Source organism: Nannocystis sp. RBIL2, assembly GCF_026626745.1.
Classification (GTDB): domain Bacteria; phylum Myxococcota_A; class Polyangia; order Nannocystales; family Nannocystaceae; genus Nannocystis.
Genome location: NZ_JAPNJW010000002.1, coordinates 2,120,130 through 2,137,240, shown reverse-complemented (window position 1 = coordinate 2,137,240; position 17,111 = coordinate 2,120,130). Strand labels below are relative to the sequence as shown.

Here is a 17,111-nt window from a genome sequence, read left to right as displayed (position 1 = left end):
GGCTATGTCCCGGAGAGCAGGGCGCTCTGCTCGAGCAGGCCCTGCTCGAGCATCAGGCGGACGTTGCCCATGCGCTCGACGCGGGCGCCGAGGCGCTGCAGGGCGGTGATGGCGGCGACCAGGGTGCCGGGGGCGACGGCCGAGGGCGGCGGCAGGCCGGGCAGGCCGGGGCGGCCGCGCAGCTGCTCGCGGACGTGGAGGATCCACAGCTCGACCAGGCGGCGCACCGCGGCCCGCTGCAGCGCGGGGGCGTCCTTCTTGCTGGCGGGCTTGTCGCCGTCGTCGCCGGCCTTGGCAGCCTTCTTGGACGTCTTCTTCTTCTTGGCGCCGGGGACCTCGGGCTCGGCCTCGGCGGGGCTGTCCTCGGGGACAGCTTCGCTCGGGGCGGTGGCGACGGCCCAGGCCTGCCACAGCGGGTGGTTGTCGCCGCCGAAGATCGCCGGCGGGCCGGCGCGCACGGCGGTGATCGCCTGCTTGACCAGCTCGAGGCTGCGGGCCAGCGACGGGTCGGAGGCCAGCTCGAGGGCCACGCCGGCGCTGCCCTCGGCCAACAGCACGGCCATGTCGTGGCGCTCGGGCGGGGCGTCGGCGGCGCGGGCGTGGACGATGCCGCGGACGATGTCGTCGTCGAGGCGGCCGAGGCGGACCGGCAGCGAGCGGCTGAGGATCGTCGGCAGCACGCCCTGGAGGTTGGTGGTGAGCAGGGCGAAGTGGACCCCGGGGCGCGGCTCCTCGATGGTCTTGAGCAGGGCGTTGCCGGCGGCCTCGCCGAGGGCGTCGGCCGGGTCGACGACGACGAGGTAGGCGCGGCCCTCGTAGGGGGCGTGGGTCTGGCGGACGTGGCAGGCGCGGGCGGCGTCGACGGAGATCAGGCCGGCCTTGCCGTCGGGCACCAGCCAGTCGACGTCGGGGTGGTTGCCGGCGAGCACGCGCTGGCAGGTGGGGCAGGCGCCGCAGCCGAGGCCGGGGCGTTGCGGGCACAGGAGCGCGCAGCCGAGGCCGCGGGCGAAGGTCGCCTTGCCGACGCCGCGCGGGCCGACGAGGACGAGCGCGTGGTGCAGCTGGCCGCGGCCGAGCGCGCGCACCACGGCCGCCTGGGCCTGCGCGTGGCCGAGGACTCCGACGAGGCGCGAGCCGGCCTCGGCTCCGGGCGAGGGTGGAGGGTCGCCTGCCATCCGCGCGGCCTTGATAGGCCGTTACGCGGGCGCTTGCAAGGTCGGACGCGACAGGCGACGGGCCGCGCGCTAGACTGGGGCGACCGAAAGCGGGCGAGGCGCCCGCGAGGACGCGCGCATGTCGGAGAAACCGGGGCTGTTCCGCCGCCTGAAGAAGGCCATCCAGAGCACGCTGAACGACGCGGTCGAGGCCGTGTCCGACCCGGGCCAGGAGGTGGCCCTGATGCTCGACGACCTGGCCGAGAACATCCGCAAGTCGGAGCTCGACCTCAAGCAGTCGATCGTCGACCAGAAGATGATGGAGAAGAAGCTCGAGCAGCTGACCCGCGACGAGGCGGCGTGGCAGCGGCGGGCCGAGCAGGCGATCACGATCGGCGACGAGACGCTGGCCCGCGCGGCGCTGCAGCGCAAGGGCGAGCTCACGCAGGAGAAAGAGGCGACCGACGAGGCGCTGGTGCAGCAGCGCAAGCTGGTCGAGGACCTGCGCCAGGGCATCTCCGACGCCAAGGGCAAGCTCAAGGCGCTGAACCTGCGCCGCGGCACGCTGATGGCCCAGGCCCGCGCGAGCAAGCAGAGCGGCGGGACCAGCACGATCCCCGGCGACGCCGGCGCGGGCGCCCGCATGGACGCGATCGAGAACAAGATCGCCCGCCTGGAGGCCCTCAACGAGGTCAGCGCCGAGGACATGGACGGCCGGATCCAGGAGGCGCAGATCGACGCCAAGCTGAACGGCCTCAGCGCCAAGAACGACCTCGACGACGCGCTCTCGGCCCTGAAGGCCAAGATGCAGGCCAAACAGCTCGAAGAGGGCAAGAAGTAGGGCGGTCCTCTCGGGCATGCCCGAACGGCCAGGTGTGATGGGACAGGTCCCGGAGGACATGTCTCCGAGAGCATGTCCCCGCGGCGGGGCGGCGCTGCTGGCCGCCCTGGCCCTGCTGCTGCTGGCCGCGTTCCCCTACGCCGAGGCGACCCGCAACGCCAACGAGCGCCCGCGCCTGCTCCAGGCCGCGTCCCTGGTGGAGCGCGGCTCGTGGCGCATCGACGGCCTCGGCCTCGACCCTGGCCCCGACGCGGCCCGCGCGCCGTCCGGGGCGCTCTACCCGAACAAGCCGCCGGGGACCAGCGTGGTCGCGGCGCTCGGCTACTCGGTCGCGCGGGTGACGGCGCAGGGCCCGGTCCCGGCGCGCGCGGCGGGTGACGCCAAGGACATGTCCAAAGGGGCAGGTCCGAGCGGGCCGACGCTGCGCGCGGTGACCTGGTGGGCGCGGCTGTTCGGCGGGGTGCTGCCGACTCTGGCGCTGTGCGGGCTGCTGTGGCGCTCGCTGGCCCCCGCCTACGGGGCGCGGGCGGCGGCCCTGGCGATCGGCCTGTACGCGCTGGCGACCCCGGCGGCCGCCTACGCGCACCTGCTGTACGGGCACCAGCTGGCGGCCTGCCTGCTGTGGGCGGGGCTGCTGCTGCTGGTGCGGGCGCGCGAGCAGGGGCGGGCCGGGCTGGCGGCGCTCGGCGGGGCGCTGGCAGGGTCGGCGGTGCTGGTCGAGTACACCGCGGCGTTCGCCGGGCTGGCGGCGGCAGGACTGGTGTTCGGGCTGCTGCGGGCGCGCGCGTGGGCGACCGCAGCAGCGGCGATCGCCGGGGCGGCGGTGCCGGCCGGGCTGCTGCTGGCGTACCACGCGGCGGTGTTCGGCGGGCCGCTCAAGACCGGCTACCACCACAGCGCGACGGCCGAGTTCGCCGAGAAGCACGGCCAGGGCCTGCTCGGCCTGGTCGGGCCGAGCTGGCGCGCGATCGAGAGCCACGTGCTGTCGCTGGCGTCGGGCCTGTGCGGCTGGGCCCCGCTGTGGCCGCTGGCGATCTGGGCGCTGTGGCGGCTGGCACGAGGGACATGGGACAAGGGACATGTCCTCCAGGCCAGGGTCGAACTGGCGGCGTTCACGGCGGTGCTGCTGGCGTGCGTGAGCCTCAACTTCGAGGGCGGCTGGCGCGTCGGGCCGCGCTACCTGGTGGTGGTGCTGCCGGCGCTGGCGCTCGGCTGGGCGGCCGGGGCCGCGCGCGCGCTGGCCGGGCCGCCGCGCAGCTGGGCGGCGACTCTGGGCCTGGGCGCAGCGGCGGCGCTGGCGAGCGGGTCGCTGGTGACGAACGGGCTGGCGGCGAACCTGTGGCCGCACTTCGACCTGACGAACGTGTATCAACCAGTGCCGGAGATCTTGCTGCCGCTGTGGAGCGAGGGCTTCGCGCCGTACACGCTGACGGGGAGGCTCGGACTGCCGGGGCTCGGGGTCGGCTGGATCGTATTGGCGGGGCTGGTCGGGCTGATCGTGCTGGCGACGCCGCGCTCGCTCGGCCTGCGCGGCCGGATCGCGGTGCTGGTCGGGGCGATCGTCGGGCTCGGGCTGGTGGCGGCGACGTCGGCGCTGCCCCGACACGCGCGCTCGGCGGCCAACCTGCGCTACATCCAGAAGGTGTGGGAGCCGCCGCGCTCGGGCGAGCCCGCGCCGAGCCAGCGGATCAGGCTGCCCTGAAGGACATGTCCTGAGGGATGTGTCCCGAGGAGCACCTAACGACGTGATCGGACGCGGACGGTGCCGAGGTCGTAGCGACGGCGGCCGTCCAGGGTGATGCTCGCCGCGGCGAGGTTCAGCTCGGTCGACTCGAGCGCGAGCCGTGTGCCGACCGAGCGGGTACCCTGGGCCTCGAACCGACCCTGGTCGTCGAATCGCAGGTGCTGCGGGCCGAGAGTGACGAGGTGCCAGAGGTCACCGGCGGGGGGCAGGCCGGCGCCGACGATCCGACCCTGGACGACGAACTCCTCGGGGACGACCGGCCCGAGAGCCCGCCCGAGCGCGATCGCATGGTGCAGTCCGTCGACGAGGACCCACGGGCCGGTCGGATCGTCCACGGCGTAGACGCGCGGCCCACGGGTGCTCCGCTGGAGCGTGAGGGTGACCCGGACGGCGCCGGTCGCCGGATCGAGGGCGAGGAAGTGGTCGTCTTCGAGGAGGTAGACGGCGTCGGCGTCGATCGCCACGTCCTCGGGAGCGACGTGCGCGCGTCGCCATCGCTCCTGTCCCGTCGCCAGGTCGAACACGCGCAGACCTCCGGCGAACTCCGGACTGGGTGTGAAGTCGTGGAGACGACCGCCGGCGATCTGCGGGGCGGAGGAGAGATCGGTCGCGGACCCGCAGTGGCTCCGCGGGGGGCCGAGCGTCGCAAGCTCGGCGCCAGTGGCGGGATCGAGGCGGTGAAAGCCTCGCGCGTCCTCGATCACGAGCGCCTCCCCGTGGACAAGGCCGCACCCGGCGTCGCGGCTCCAGAGGATGTCGCCGCTGGCAGGGTCGCACGCGCGCAGGAAAGGCCGGCTGAGACGGCTGTCGATCCGGTAGACGCCGCCAGCGTGGAACCACGTGCGATCGTCGCGCGCGAGCGGGCTGCGCCACAACGGCTCGCCCGTGGCCAGGGAGTAGCCGAACAGCTCGCCCGCGCCCCCCGCGTCGCGCGTCTCGATCACCAAGGTCTGCAGGCCGAAGTGGACGTCCTGCTCCGGCTTGCGGCCGCGATAGGGGTTCTGCCAGCGGATGTTTTTTCCCTCGCGGTCGACGGCGATCAGCCGACGGCGTTCGGCGTCGTCACAGGCGAAGACGACGAGCGAGCGCAGGCCACGGAGCGGGGTACAGCGGCCGGCGCTCGCGGGAAAGGCAGAGCGATCGACCGCGCCGCGCAGGCCGTGTGCGGACGGAGCGGCCGGCACGAAGGGCAGGAATCGGCCGTCGGCGAGCTCGGACCAGCGTGGCTCGGCGACGGGCTGCTGACCGAGCACGTCGAGTTGGTCGAGGGGCCACGCGGGCGCAGGCACCGGCGCCGGCGCCCACGCGAGGTCGACGAGGGGTTCGCGTGCCGGGGCGGCGAGGCTGGTCGGTCGCGGGACCGCCAGGGTATGCGCATAGGCGAGCTCGACGGCGCAACGGAAGCCGCTCGTTAGCGAGACCTGCGGGAGGCGGCGAGCGTCCGCGTCGGGCTCCCATCGATAACGCCAGACGCCGCCCCGCAAGCTGCCGCCGCCATCCTCGCGCACGGTCCACTCGGCGACGTTGCCGGCGAGGTCGTGCACGCCTTCGGGGCTGGCGTCCGCGGTGCGGCCGACCAGGCACGGCCCGGCGTCCTCGCTGCGATCGAGGCACGCCCGGCCGTCATCGGCGTCGCCCCACGGAAATGTGGTGCGACGGGGGCCGCCCTGGGCAGCCCAGGCCCATTCGCGCTCGCTCGGGAGGCGTCTGCTCAGCCAATGACAGTAGGTCTGCGCCTGGTCGAAGCTGACGCAGCCGATCGGCTCCTCGCTCGGCGGGTCGAAGTGATTGCAACCATGACCGTCTCCCGCGGTCGGAGCGCTGCAGACGCCGGCCGTGAAGCACGCGCGGTAGTTCACCGAGCTGACCTCGACGGTATCCAGGCAGAACTCGGCGATCCCGTCTCCGCCGGCGATGCGGCGCATGTCGGCGGGACAAGGGCCGGCGACCGCCGGCTCCTGCTCGCCGACGGGCGCCGGGGAGGGGGCGCAACCGAGCAGTAGCAGGATCCACGGCGGGATATTTCGGGCGGCGACCAAGTCGGTACCTGGCACGAAGCCTACAACAAACCAGTCGGCCACGGCCTTGTGGGGGCCACGTCGGCGCTGCCGCGACACCTCGCGCTCGGGGGCCGACCTGGTGCGAGAGCCGCCGCGCGCGGGCGAGCTGCGCCGAGCGGATCCGTCTGACCTGAAAGACATGTCGGATGCGACATGTCCGAATACGCGGTGAGCATCGCGCGCGCGGCGAGGTCGAGCTCGGTCGATGCGACCGTCGCCTAGCGCCGCGCGGGGCTGGTATTGTGGCGTCCGCTCGGTGAAACGGATGAAACTTTCTTCGCTGCCGGATCGATGATTCTCGAATCCCGGCGGAATCGAACGAGCGCGGGATGCACTCTGCACAATCTGCGGGGGACTGCGCGAGCCACTCGTCCGCGGCCGCGGTGCCGAGAGCGCACTCGTGTTCGGCCCGATTGTCCATAGTCGGCGTCATGACGCGATTCGCCGCGGTTTGTGAGATCCTTCGGGGAACCCCTCGTTCGGACGGTTGGCGGTCGGCGCGCCCGATCCTCCGCGGCAGGCCGGTCCGCGGCGAGGCGCTGCGATGGCGGCATTCACGAGACCCGGATATCGCACGCCGGGCTCCGAGACTTACATTGCGGCGATCGGGCAGGGCTCGATAGTCTGCGAGGATATGGCGAGACGCGGCGCGAGTTTGTGGGTGGCGATGGCGATGGCGGCCTGCGGTGGTTCGGGCGACGACAGCGGCGGGACCGGGACGGGGCTCAGCGCAGGCACGACGATGACCGGCTCGACCGTCACGGCGACGGGGACGGGCAGCACGAGCACGGACGTGCCGACGACGGGGACGACTGCGAGCGGCGGGGTCAGTGATTCGACGGGGACGTCGACGACCGGGCCCACGTCGGGCGAGCCGGTGACGTCGACGACGAACCCGGGCACGAGCACGAGCACGACGGGGACGGCGACCGCGACGACGAGCGGGGAGACGACGAGCGGGGAGACGACGGGCGGGACCACCGGGGCGGTCGACTTCTGCGAGGGCGAGGGCGGCATCCTGCTGCCCGGCGACGAGGTTACGTGCACCGGCGACCTCGGCAAGAAGACGTTCTTGTTCGCGATCTGCTCGTGCAGCGGGCTGACTGCGAACAACAGCCTGAGGACCGATTCGTTCGACAGCAACGACCCGAACATGGTGCCGATGGACGGCGGCTCGGTCGGGGTCAACGGGCCGTACAAGGCGGCGTCGATGGTCGACATCGGCGGGTCGCTGTGGGTGGACGGGAAGATCGAGACGTTCAACGCCCACGAGGTGGCGCAGCAGCTCAAGTGCAGCGACGACCTGACGGCCGGCTCGGCGTCGCACGTGGCCGACGACCTGTTCACCGAGGGCAACCTGTTCGCGCAGAACATGACGCTGACGATCGACGGCGACCTGCACATCCTGCCCAACAAGATGAACCAAGGGGCGAAGGTGCTGGGGGCGACGATCAAGGAGCAGGTCGAGGTCAAGACGCCGTGCGACTGCGAGGACCTCATCGACGTGCCGAAGATCGTCAGCGGCTACATGCAGGACAACGACAACGACGCCCTGCCGATCGCGCCCGACGAGCTGGTCGGGCTGCCGCAGCCGAAGTCGATCGAGCTGCCGTGCGGCCGCTACTTCTTCACGGGGATCGACAGCAACAGCAGCCTCGACATCACGCTGACCGGGCGCACGGTGATCGCGGTGGCCGGCGACGTGCAAAACGCGGGGGCGTTCCACATCACGCTCGCGCCCGAGGCAGAGCTCGACCTGTTCATCGCCGGTAACGCCAATTTTAACAATGTGGCGACGATCGGCGACCCGAAGCGGCCGGCGGCGACGCGGATCTACGTCGGCGGGGCGTTCAAGTTCGCCAGCAACTTCACTCTCGGGGCCAACCTGTACCAGCCGAACGCGGTGTTCACGGCCAACAACATGTCGGAGATCTGGGGCTCGCTGTTCGTCGGCGGGCTGCAGCTGGCGAGCCCGCTGGTGGTCCACTACGACCAGGCGATCCTCGAGCTCGACGGCTGCGACCCGCCCGATCAAGGCTGCGGCGACTGCCACGATTGCGCCAACCCTACCCCCGCGTGCACCCCAGGAGGGACCTGCGGCCCGTGCGTGGTCGACGACGATTGCTGCCCGCCGCTCGTGTGCGACGCGGGCATCTGCAAGGCGATCATCCCGCAGTAGCGCAGGGCGTCATGCCGGCCGGCGCGAATGTGCGGAGCGCCGGTCGGGATGGCGGCCTGTCTTTTCGGTCATGTGGATCGGGCGCGTCGGCGTCAGTCGTTGCGGGCGGGCGCCTGCAGGCCGCCCCAGGCGAGCAGGCCGAGGCCGAGGAAGCCGAGCGCGTTGACGAGGCCGTGGGCGCGCAGCATCGTGAGGATCGGGACGGCGGCGCCGTAGAAGCCCTGGGCGGCGTACATGCCGGCGAGGGTGGTGCTGATCAACAGTGACGCGGAGGACAGGGCCAGAAGGACACGCGCCCAGGCTGGCCGATCGCGCAGGCGGGCGGCGGTGACCAGCTGCAGGCCGGCGAGGAGCGGGAGGCCGAGGACGTAGAGGCCGGCGCCGGCGAGCTCGACCGGTCGAGCGCCGGCGCCGATGCCCACCGCGAGCAGGGGGAAGGCGAGGATCAGGACGACTGCGACGAGGCGGTAGACGCGGCGCGTCCAGTCGGGTGCATCGCCGAGGCCGCGGCCGAGCAGGCCGACCATGACGAGGGCGCCGAAGCCGGCGGCGTGGAAGTGGCCGGCGGTGAGGATCGCCGCGAGGCCGCCGAAGCCGCCGAGGACGAGGTCGCCGCGGTAGACGAGCAGCCACACCGCGGCGCCGGGCAGCCACACGAGGCCGAGGTCGAGGGCGAGCTCGGCGGGGGCGAGGCTGCGCCGGCTGAGGAAGCGGAGGAGGCCGTGCAGGGCCGCGAGGCCGCACAGGAGCAGCCAGGGGCCGGTGAGGCCGGCGGCGACGCCCGGGTCGAGGCCAGGGGCGAAGGCCGGGACCGCGGCGACGAGGCCGGCGAGGCCGGCGAGGCCGGCAGGGCGGGCGGCGTTGGCGTATGTCCTCGGGGACATGTCCGCGGTGAAGAGCAGCGCCCGCGGGACGGCGACGAGGACCACGAACAGGACGATGACCTCGGCGAGGGTCGCCTCGTCGCCGAGGTCGCCGAGGCGCACGCCGACGAGGGCGAGCCAGACGAGGAGGCCGATCGCAGGGGTGCTCGTGCTCAGCGAGGCAGGGGCCACGCGCGGGAGTGTATCGCGGGGATCCGGGGACGCGGGAACGCGGAGAGCCGGGGAGCGTCCGGGCGCGAGTTCGGCGGGGCCTCGCCTGCGCGACGGAGGAGGCCTCGTGCGGAGGTCAGAAGCGCTCGCGGACTGAGGCCGGTGAGCATCGCCCTCGCGGCACGGACGCGGGAGGCGAGCGGGGGGGTTCGAGGACATGTCGCCTGGGACATGCCTTTGCAGTAGGCGAGCTGCGGCGAACGCGGATGCCCTCAAGGACATGTCGCTTCGGACATGCCCTGGAGAGCATGCCCTCGGCGACATGTCCTTCGGTTCAGCGGCGCCGGCGCGGGCGGACGGCGAGGAGGCCGAGCAGGGCCAGCAGGGAGGGGACGGTCGGGGCGTCGCCGCGGCCGTCGCAGGCGCAGCTGCTGCCTTCGGCGCCGCCGACGATGTTGGGGCTGCTGTCGCTCTCGGTCGAGTAGAAGGTGGTGCCGGTGCTGCTGCTGTTGCCGCCCGAGGTGTCGGGGCCGGTGGTGGGGCCGTCGGTGTCGCTGGTGGTGGGGCCGCCGGTGGTGCCGGAGGGCGGCGGCGGCGGGTGCTGCTGGTTCCAGTCGGCCAGCAGCTGGTCGATGAGCGGGGTGTTGTCGACGAGCGGCTGCGGCATGCCGTCCATGACCATCTGGTCGACGTCCTCCTCCCACGGCATCTCGTCCTGGAACTGCGGCCACGGGTCGCCGAAGTTCATGTTGACCTGACGGCCGTCGGGCAAGGTGACGACCGAGAAGTCCTCGCACGAGATGTCGCGCTGGGCGATCCGCAGGTTCGGGACGTCGGGGAGCTCGGGGTTCAGGAGGAACAGCGGGTCTTCGGTCATCTCGTTGGGCGAGATGGTGGTGTAGAGCCGCGTGAGGTACGGCCAGGTGTCGACCAGCGTCTTGGCGTGCTCGGCCGGCTCGATCACGCGGGCCAGCAGGTCCTTGGCGAAGCCGCTGCCGTCGCCCCAGGCGCCGAGGTCGATGTCGGCCTCGAAGCAGCTGAGACAGCTGTAGAACTGCTCGGCGGTGATGCCGTTCGGCACCGGGAGGTAGGTGGCGAGCAGGCCCTGGACCAGGGGGTGGTTGAACTGACAGAAGAACTCGTCGCTGCAGTCGGTCAGGCCCTGCTGGTTGAGCTGGCTCATGACGTCGACCGCGGCGAGGCCGGTGAAGGGATCGGCGCTCCACACGGGCGAGTAGAAGTTGCCGACGCTGAGGACGCCGCTGTCGCCGGCGAACTCGGTGACGAAGGCGTGGCCCTCGGCCATGAAGGCGTCGACGGCGAGGCTGACGACCTCCTTGTAGTTGGCGCCGAGGTTGAGCCAGTCGATCTTGAGCGGGTTGACGAGGACGTGGCGGTAGTTGGTGGGGATCGCCCGCCCGTCGCCGAGGCTGAAGGCGCGGATGTCCATGTCCTCGACGGCGGCGATCCGCGTCAGGCGGATCGGGACGCAGCCCTCGGGCTCGGCGAAGTTGAGGACGATCGGATGGATGCTGCTGAGGCCCTCGTCGTTGCTCAGCTTGAAGGCGACGACGCTGTTGCCCTCGTCGAGGTACTCCTGCAAGATCGGCTCGGCGTTGGGGTCCTGCTGGTAGCCGTTGTCGCCCAGCCACTGCATGATGTCGCCGGCGTTCATGCCGGCGAGCACGACGACCTCGAAGGCGCCGACTGTCTCGATCTTCTTGACGATGACGCCGGTGTCGGTGCCGTCGCCGGTGGTGCCGTCGCCGGTGAAGCTGGCGCCGGAGGTGGCCGGGAAGCTGTCGGTGTCGCCGCCGCAGAACTCGAAGTTGTCCTGCAGGCCGTAGGTCGGGACGGTGGCGTTCAGCAGCTCCTGGAACAGGAGCTCGCTGCCGACGGAGAAGGTGGGGACCTCGGGCAGCGGGATCAGCCACGCGAACTGCTGCGCGTTGGTGTCCGGGTCGTACTGGATCTGGATGTGGACCTCGACCTGGCCCTGGTCGATGACGAAGAGGATGTTCTCGCCGGTCTGGTCGACCGGCATGGCGTTAGGCCCGGGCTCACACACCGTGCCGCCGCAGGCGTCCGCTCGGTTCGGCGGCAGCGCGGCCAGCAATACGGCTGTCAACGGTAGGACATAAGCGCAAGCAGATCGCAGCATCGCCGCGATGATCGCTCGCGGCCGGCGCTGGCGCAAGCCATCGGAGCGGCGTTCTACGGGCTCCTGCGAGGTCGTGCAGTCGTGAACAGGAAGCCCGGGACGGGGGTGGGCGCGGCGCCCGGACGGACCGCCGCTCGTGCCCGACATGTGATGCTGCAAACAAGCGCGGCAGTTGAGTTTTTCTCGCGCAGGGCTAGGGCCAACGCACGGCCGCCGGGCTTGCGCGGCGCCGAGATTTTGCCAAAGATCCGCGGCGATGACGAAGGCGGACATCATCGAGCGCGTATGCGAGGAAGTCGGCGGCTTCTCCAAGAAGGAGGCCGCCGACGTGGTCGAGGTGGTGTTCGAGCTGATGAAGAACACGCTCGCGGAGGGCGAGAAGATCAAGATCTCGGGGTTCGGCAACTTCGTCGTCCGCGCCAAGAACCCGCGTCCGGGCCGCAACCCGCAGACGGGCGTGCAGATCACGATCGACGCGCGCAGGGTGCTGACGTTCAAGCCGAGCAACGTGCTGAAGGCCGCGCTCAACGCGTAGCGAGACTGCGATGAGCGGCGCAGACGAGGACGCGGGACAGACGAGCCGGCGCAAGGCGGGCGACGGCGCGGCGAGCGAGGGCCAGGCCAAGCCGACCCGCACGCGCGCGCGGGCGAAGAAGGTCAGCGCGACTGCAGGGCCCGACCTCGGGTCCGACAAGCTGTACTTCAAGATCGGCGAGGTGGCGCAGATCGTCGGCGTGCCGGCCTACGTGCTCCGCTACTGGGAGACCGAGTTCAAGGTCATCCGCCCGCAGAAGTCGCGCACGCAGCAGCGGGTGTACCGGCGCCGCGACGTCGAGACGCTGCTGAAGATCAAGCACCTGCTGTACGCGAAGAAGTTCACGATCGCGGGGGCGCGCCAGCAGCTGCGCCTCGGCGGCGACGCGGTCGAGATGGCCCCGCCGTCGAGCCGCTACCTGGCGTCGCAGTCGCTGGCGGCGCTGCGCGAGTCGCTCGACGATCTGATCGCGTGGGTCGAGAACACCGAGACGACGGCCAACACTGCCGCCGACCCGGTCGAGTTCATCCGCACTCGCGGCGGTGCCCGGGCGCTGATCGACGAGGCGGCGGCGGCCGGCGAGGCGCAACCACTGCTGCAGCGCACCGGCCGCGAGCCGCTGTGACGGCGGACGCGTGGGGTCGGCGAGGCGCCGCCCGGCGAGCGGTGCTTCGGGTCGGCGATGCGAGGCGGCGCGTGAGGCCCGCTGGGTGAGGCGAGTTCGGCGGCTGCGGACGGGGTCGAGGACGTCGGGCGGGCGAGGCCAGGTTCGACGGCCGGGGCCGGGTGGGCGGGGTCTCCGAGGGCTCGGAGGGCCAGCGATCGGCCCGAAAAAATGACCGCACGAGCGCTGCGTGAGTTTGCCGGGCGGACCGGTGGCGCAGGGGGCTTGCCCAGGCGGTTCAAAGCGCGTATACCGGCGCTCCGTTTCGGGGCGTAGCGCAGCCTGGTAGCGCACTAGACTGGGGGTCTAGGGGTCGGAGGTTCGAATCCTCTCGCCCCGACAAACGCGAAGAGCCGACAGGTTTCCCCTGCCGGCTCTTACTTTTTGGTCCGCGCTCCGCGGCCGTTTCGCGGCCGTTTCGCGTCGGGGCCGCCGGGTCGTCTGTGCTACAAGGCGCGGCGTGTCGGAACGGCCGCTGATCCTGGTCACCAACGACGACGGCATCCTCGCGCCGGGGATCCTGGCCCTGGCCGAGGCGGTGGCGCCGCTGGGCGACGTGGTGGTGTGCGCGCCGGAGACCGAGCGCAGCGGCTCGTCGCACGCGATCACGCTGCACTCGCACCTGCGCGTCGACGAGGTCCGGCCGGGCTGGCACCGCGTCAACGGCACGCCGGTCGACTGCGTGTACCTGGCGTCGCTGCACCTGTGCGAGCGCCGGCCGGCGCTGGTCGTGTCAGGGGTGAACCCGGGCTATAACCTCGGCTCCGACGTGTTTTACTCGGGGACGGTCGGGGGCGCCGCCGAGGGGTTCATCCGCGGGGCGTCGGCGATGGCGGTGTCGGTCCACGCGCGCGAGTCGCCGCGGGTGGCGATCCCGGTGGTGCGGACGCTGGCCCGCATGCTGCTGGCGCAGCCGTCGCTGAGCCTGCTGAACGTCAACATCCCGTGGATCTCCCACAGCGCGCCGCCGCCGGAGGGGCCGCCGGAGGTGCTGGCCGAGGGGTTGCCGATCGTGGTGACGCGGCTGGGCGCGCGGCCCTACGTGGAGCAGGTCGAGCGCCGCCAGGACCCGCGCGGGATGGCCTACTTCTGGATCGGCGGGCCGCCGCGCGACGCCGGCGAGCACGAGGGCGAGGACACCTGGGCGGTCAAACGCGGCTGCGTGTCGGTGACCCCGCTGATCCTCGACATCACTGCGCCCGACCTGACACCGTGGCAGACGATGTTCGCCGGGACGACCGTGCAGGTCGATCCGCGGAGCGACGACTAGAGGACCGAGACGATGCGCGAGAGCCCCGATTTTCGCATGTCCGAGGCCGAGCGCGCGGCGGCGCTGCGCGACGTGGCCAGCCTGATCCGCGCGGTGCCGGACTTCCCGTCGCCGGGGATCCTGTTCCGCGACATCACCCCGGTGCTGCGCGAGCCGGCGGCCATGGCCGCGGCGCTGCGCCTCCACCTCGACGCGGTCGCCGACCTCGCCGGCTCGATCGACCGCATCGTCGGGGTCGAGTCGCGCGGGTTCCTGTTCGGCATGCCGATCGCCCACGCGCTCGAGGTCGGCTTCGTCCCGGCGCGCAAGCCCGGCAAGCTGCCGGCGGCCACGGTGACGCAGGCGTACGCGCTCGAGTACGGCGAGGGCACGCTGCACATGCACGCCGACGCGATCGCGCCCGGCGACCGCGTGCTGCTGGTCGACGACCTGCTGGCCACCGGCGGGACCGCGGGCGCGGCGGCGCGGCTGGTCCAGCGGCTCGGCGGCGAGGTGGTCGCCAGCCTGTTCCTGATCGAACTGCCCTTCCTGAAGGGGCGCGAGCGGCTGGCGCCGCTGCGGGTCGAGGCGCTGCTGTCGTTCTGAGGCGGGCCTTTCGGGCATGTCCGGACGGGCATGCGCGAAGGGACAGGCTCGAAGGGGCATGTTCGAAGGGGCATGCCTCTCCGGACATGCTCAATCGCGCCGCGGCCCGTCGTCGAACAGGCCCAGGAGGCCGGAGCGGCGCGGGTCGACGACCGCGAGGACGTGCTCCACGACCGCGTCGCCGAAGGGGTGGTCGTGGCCGCGCCAGAAGCAGCGGGCGTCGGCGCCGAAGCCGGCGAAGAAGCGGCCGGCGAGGGCCTGGGCGGTGGCGAGGGGCATGCGCGCCTCCTCGTCGTAGACCCCGCGCATGAGCAGCCCGACGACGCTGGCGCGAGCTTCGGCGGGGTCGGCCTCGACCCAGGGGAAGGGGCGTCCGGGGAGGTCGACGATCCGCGCGAGGTCGGCGAGGGCCTGGGCGAACGGGTCGGCTTGCTTCGCGGCCGGCGCGGCCGACAGCAGCTCTCCGCGCAACAGATCGGCGAAGTCGTCGTCCGGCAGGTCGGCGTCGTCGGTCGGCTCGCGCGCCAGGAAGCGGCAGACGACCCGATGGGTGCCGCGGGCGTCGACGATGGCGCGGGTGAGCTCGGCGGGGTCGGTCACGCCGGCGATTGTGCCGCGGCGCGGAACGGCGAGCGAGCGACGACTGGCGCGTCGCCCGCGCAAGCGCGCAGGGGGTCATGGCGAACGCACGGCGGGCGAGAGCGGCGTCATGCGTCGGGGTTCGCGGCCGCGATCGTGCGGCGGCGAGCCCGGCGACCGCGCATCCGGGGCATGTTCGAAAGAGCATGTTCCCGAGAACATGCCCTTTAAGGCATGTGCGCGAGTCGCCGCTGCGGCGCCGGAGGCCGCCCGGGTTCACTCGGCGGCGCGGCCGAGGCGGCGGGCCAGGGCCCAAGCCGGGAAGATCTGGCGGTAGAGGTCGTAGTCGAGCACCGCGGTATTGAAGAACACGCCGCTGGCGCGCTCGCGCGGCCAGCTGCCGTCGGACTGCTGGCGGGCCTGGATGTAGGCGATGGCGCGCTCGATCGCGGGGGCCTCTTCGGCTGTCTCGGCGGCCATGAGCGTGAGGACAGCCCAGGAGGTCTGGGCGACCAGGCTCGGCTCATGCGCGGGCAGCTGGACGTCGCGGCCGTCGAGCAGGCCCTCGAAGCTCTCGCCCCAGCCGCCGTCGGGCCGCTGCCGGCGCACCAGCCAGGCGACTGCGCGGCGGATCGCGGGGTGCTTGCGCGGCAGGCCGGCGGTGAGGAGGGCGTGCACGGCGAAGAAGGTGCCGTAGGTGAAGTTGATGCCCCAGAAGCCGAGCCAGCCGCCGTCGGGGTGCTGGGCGCCGAGGAGGAAGGCGACGCCGCGCTCGACTGCGGCGTCGACGTCGGCGAGCAGGCCGGGCGGGATGGCGTCGCCGAGGCGGGCGCGCGCGAGGGCGAGGCCGCGGACGCAGCTCGCGGTGCACTCGGAGTACGAGTACTCGAGCATGCAGTTGCCGTAGATCTCGGCGGGGTTGAAGTGCTTGAGCACGAGGCTGCCGCGGCGCGGCTCGTAGGAGCCGAACCCGCCGTCCTCGTTCTGCCGGCGCAGGACGAAGCGCACGGCGGCGAGCTGGCGATCGCGCGGGAGCGGCTGGGCCAGGTCGTGGTCGGCGCAGTGGATCAGGGCCTCGAGCGCCTCGGCGGTGCAGTCGCTGACGGGCCACGGGTGGCGCTCGTCGGCGAAGCCCCAGCCGCCGTCGGCGGGCTCGCGGTAGTGCTCGGCGCCGCCGGGGATGTCGCCGCGGATCTGCGCGGTCGCCAGCCAGGCAGCGGCGCTGCGCCCGAGCGCCTCGCCGGTGGCGCTCTGCGGGCCCTCGCACAGCGCCTGGAGGAGGAACGAGGTGTCCCAGATGTCGCTGCGGGCGCCGCAGATCCGCGCGCCCTCGACGTCGTCCTCCCAGAACCAGTACTCGAGGCCGCGGAAGGCGGCGTCGCGCTCGGGGTGGCACGGGTCGTGGTGGTGGAGGGCGAGGTTGAACAGCAGGCCGTTGACGGGGCTGAGGCAGACGTTGCCGGTGCTGCGCAGCTCGAACAGGACGTGCTCGATGGCGCGGGCGAGGGCCTTCTTGCGCACGAGGCCGGGGGCGACGCGGTCGAGCGCCCGCATGGCGGCGAAGGCGGCGCGCAGGCCGGCGCCTGGCGCTTCGTACAGGTCGGTGGCGGCGATGTCGTCGCGGTGGGCGCGGAACGGGGCGCGGTCGTAGGCGCCGTCGTAGAGCTCGTCGCGGATGTCCCGAAGGACAGGTGAATCGGGGGCCTGGACGCGGGCGCCGTAGAGGTAGCTGAGCCCGAGGTAGATCAGGCGCATGTGGCAGTAGAGGCGGCGCGGGTGGACCGGCGTGGCCTCGGGGAGCAGCCACATCTCGGGCAGGATCGGCTGGACGCACTGCCACGGGTAGAGGCCGAGGAGGGCCAGCCAGATCCGCCCCCACGTCGGGTTCTTGGTGACGCCGCCGTGGGCCCGGATCCACCGCAGCGCGCCGGCTGTCAGCGGGTCGTCGGGCGGGTGGCCGAGCAGGCGCAGGGCGACGTAACCGAGGGTGGTGTGGAACAGCCAGCTGTCGCTGTCGGGGTGCATGCCCCAGCCGCCGTCGTCCCGCACCTGGCGCTCGAGGGCGAGGCGGATCCGCTGCCGCCGCACCGGGGCGATCGGCCGCCCGAGGACGTGACACGCGATCACGTACTGGCACACGAGCATCGGGTTCCAGATCACCTCGCCGCCGACGGCCCCCTTGGTCGCCTGCACGCCGCGGAGGTGCTGCAAGGCGCGCTCGTAGGCGGTGGCGAGGTCGCTGTGGGGGGCTTCGGCGGTCGCGGGCGTCACGAGCCGAGGGTGGCAAAGCGGGCGGCCAAGCGGT

13 protein-coding genes and 1 tRNA gene are annotated in these 17,111 nt (G+C 72.5%); 8 read left to right on the top strand and 6 right to left on the bottom strand.

What is annotated here, in order from left to right:
* Positions 1-2: 2 nt before the first annotated feature.
* Positions 3-1,175, bottom strand: coding sequence for a hypothetical protein (locus OV090_RS33575; RefSeq protein WP_267708760.1), 1,173 nt, complete (start codon positions 1,173-1,175; stop codon positions 3-5).
* A 118-nt stretch (positions 1,176-1,293) separates the two neighbouring features.
* Here OV090_RS33575 and OV090_RS33570 point away from each other — a divergent pair, with 118 nt between their 5' ends.
* A complete protein-coding gene (locus OV090_RS33570; protein WP_267708759.1) occupies positions 1,294-1,995 on the top strand; it encodes a PspA/IM30 family protein in 702 nt (233 codons plus the stop codon).
* 16 nt (positions 1,996-2,011) lie between these two features.
* Positions 2,012-3,697, top strand: coding sequence for a hypothetical protein (locus tag OV090_RS33565; RefSeq protein WP_267708758.1), 1,686 nt, complete (start codon positions 2,012-2,014; stop codon positions 3,695-3,697).
* Between the two features lie 35 nt (positions 3,698-3,732).
* On the opposite strand, the gene OV090_RS33560 is transcribed toward OV090_RS33565, so the two are convergent.
* Positions 3,733-5,793, bottom strand: a complete 2,061-nt coding sequence (locus tag OV090_RS33560; protein ID WP_267708757.1) for an SUMF1/EgtB/PvdO family nonheme iron enzyme — start codon at positions 5,791-5,793, stop codon at positions 3,733-3,735.
* Positions 5,794-6,433: 640 nt separating this feature from the next.
* On the opposite strand from OV090_RS33560, the gene OV090_RS33555 reads away from it, so the two are divergent.
* On the top strand, positions 6,434-7,978 hold the full coding sequence (locus OV090_RS33555; RefSeq protein ID WP_267708756.1) for a hypothetical protein: 1,545 nt from the start codon (positions 6,434-6,436) through the stop codon (positions 7,976-7,978).
* Between the two features lie 92 nt (positions 7,979-8,070).
* Here OV090_RS33555 and OV090_RS33550 read toward each other — a convergent pair whose 3' ends face one another.
* Positions 8,071-9,033 (bottom strand): YndJ family transporter, encoded by a 963-nt coding sequence (locus OV090_RS33550; protein WP_267708755.1) that lies wholly within the window; start codon positions 9,031-9,033, stop codon positions 8,071-8,073.
* Between the two features lie 313 nt (positions 9,034-9,346).
* On the bottom strand, positions 9,347-11,140 hold the full coding sequence (locus tag OV090_RS33545) for a DUF2330 domain-containing protein (RefSeq protein WP_267708754.1): 1,794 nt from the start codon (positions 11,138-11,140) through the stop codon (positions 9,347-9,349).
* A gap of 289 nt (positions 11,141-11,429) precedes the next feature.
* Here OV090_RS33545 and OV090_RS33540 point away from each other — a divergent pair, with 289 nt between their 5' ends.
* The 5 genes from OV090_RS33540 to OV090_RS33520 all read left to right on the top strand — a co-directional run bounded on the left by OV090_RS33540 (position 11,430) and on the right by OV090_RS33520 (position 14,227).
* Positions 11,430-11,708 (top strand): integration host factor subunit alpha, encoded by a 279-nt coding sequence (locus tag OV090_RS33540; protein ID WP_096333509.1) that lies wholly within the window; start codon positions 11,430-11,432, stop codon positions 11,706-11,708.
* Between the two features lie 10 nt (positions 11,709-11,718).
* Positions 11,719-12,333 carry a MerR family transcriptional regulator gene (locus OV090_RS33535; protein ID WP_267708753.1) on the top strand — a complete coding sequence of 205 codons (615 nt, stop codon included), beginning with the start codon at positions 11,719-11,721 and terminating at the stop codon, positions 12,331-12,333.
* Positions 12,334-12,638: 305 nt separating this feature from the next.
* Positions 12,639-12,712 (top strand) — tRNA-Pro (locus OV090_RS33530).
* Positions 12,713-12,832: 120 nt separating this feature from the next.
* The gene (gene surE, locus OV090_RS33525) at positions 12,833-13,642 is read left to right on the top strand and encodes a 5'/3'-nucleotidase SurE (protein WP_267708752.1); all 810 of its coding nucleotides are present in this window, start codon (positions 12,833-12,835) and stop codon (positions 13,640-13,642) included.
* A 36-nt stretch (positions 13,643-13,678) separates the two neighbouring features.
* A complete protein-coding gene (locus OV090_RS33520; RefSeq protein WP_276601147.1) occupies positions 13,679-14,227 on the top strand; it encodes an adenine phosphoribosyltransferase in 549 nt (182 codons plus the stop codon).
* Positions 14,228-14,317: 90 nt separating this feature from the next.
* Here the strand turns inward: OV090_RS33520 and OV090_RS33515 are convergent, their stop codons facing one another.
* Both OV090_RS33515 and OV090_RS33510 read right to left on the bottom strand, forming a co-directional pair.
* Positions 14,318-14,827, bottom strand: a complete 510-nt coding sequence (locus OV090_RS33515) for a hypothetical protein (RefSeq protein WP_267708750.1) — start codon at positions 14,825-14,827, stop codon at positions 14,318-14,320.
* 255 nt (positions 14,828-15,082) lie between these two features.
* Positions 15,083-17,077, bottom strand: a complete 1,995-nt coding sequence (locus tag OV090_RS33510; RefSeq protein ID WP_267708749.1) for a prenyltransferase/squalene oxidase repeat-containing protein — start codon at positions 17,075-17,077, stop codon at positions 15,083-15,085.
* Positions 17,078-17,111 lie beyond the last annotated feature (34 nt).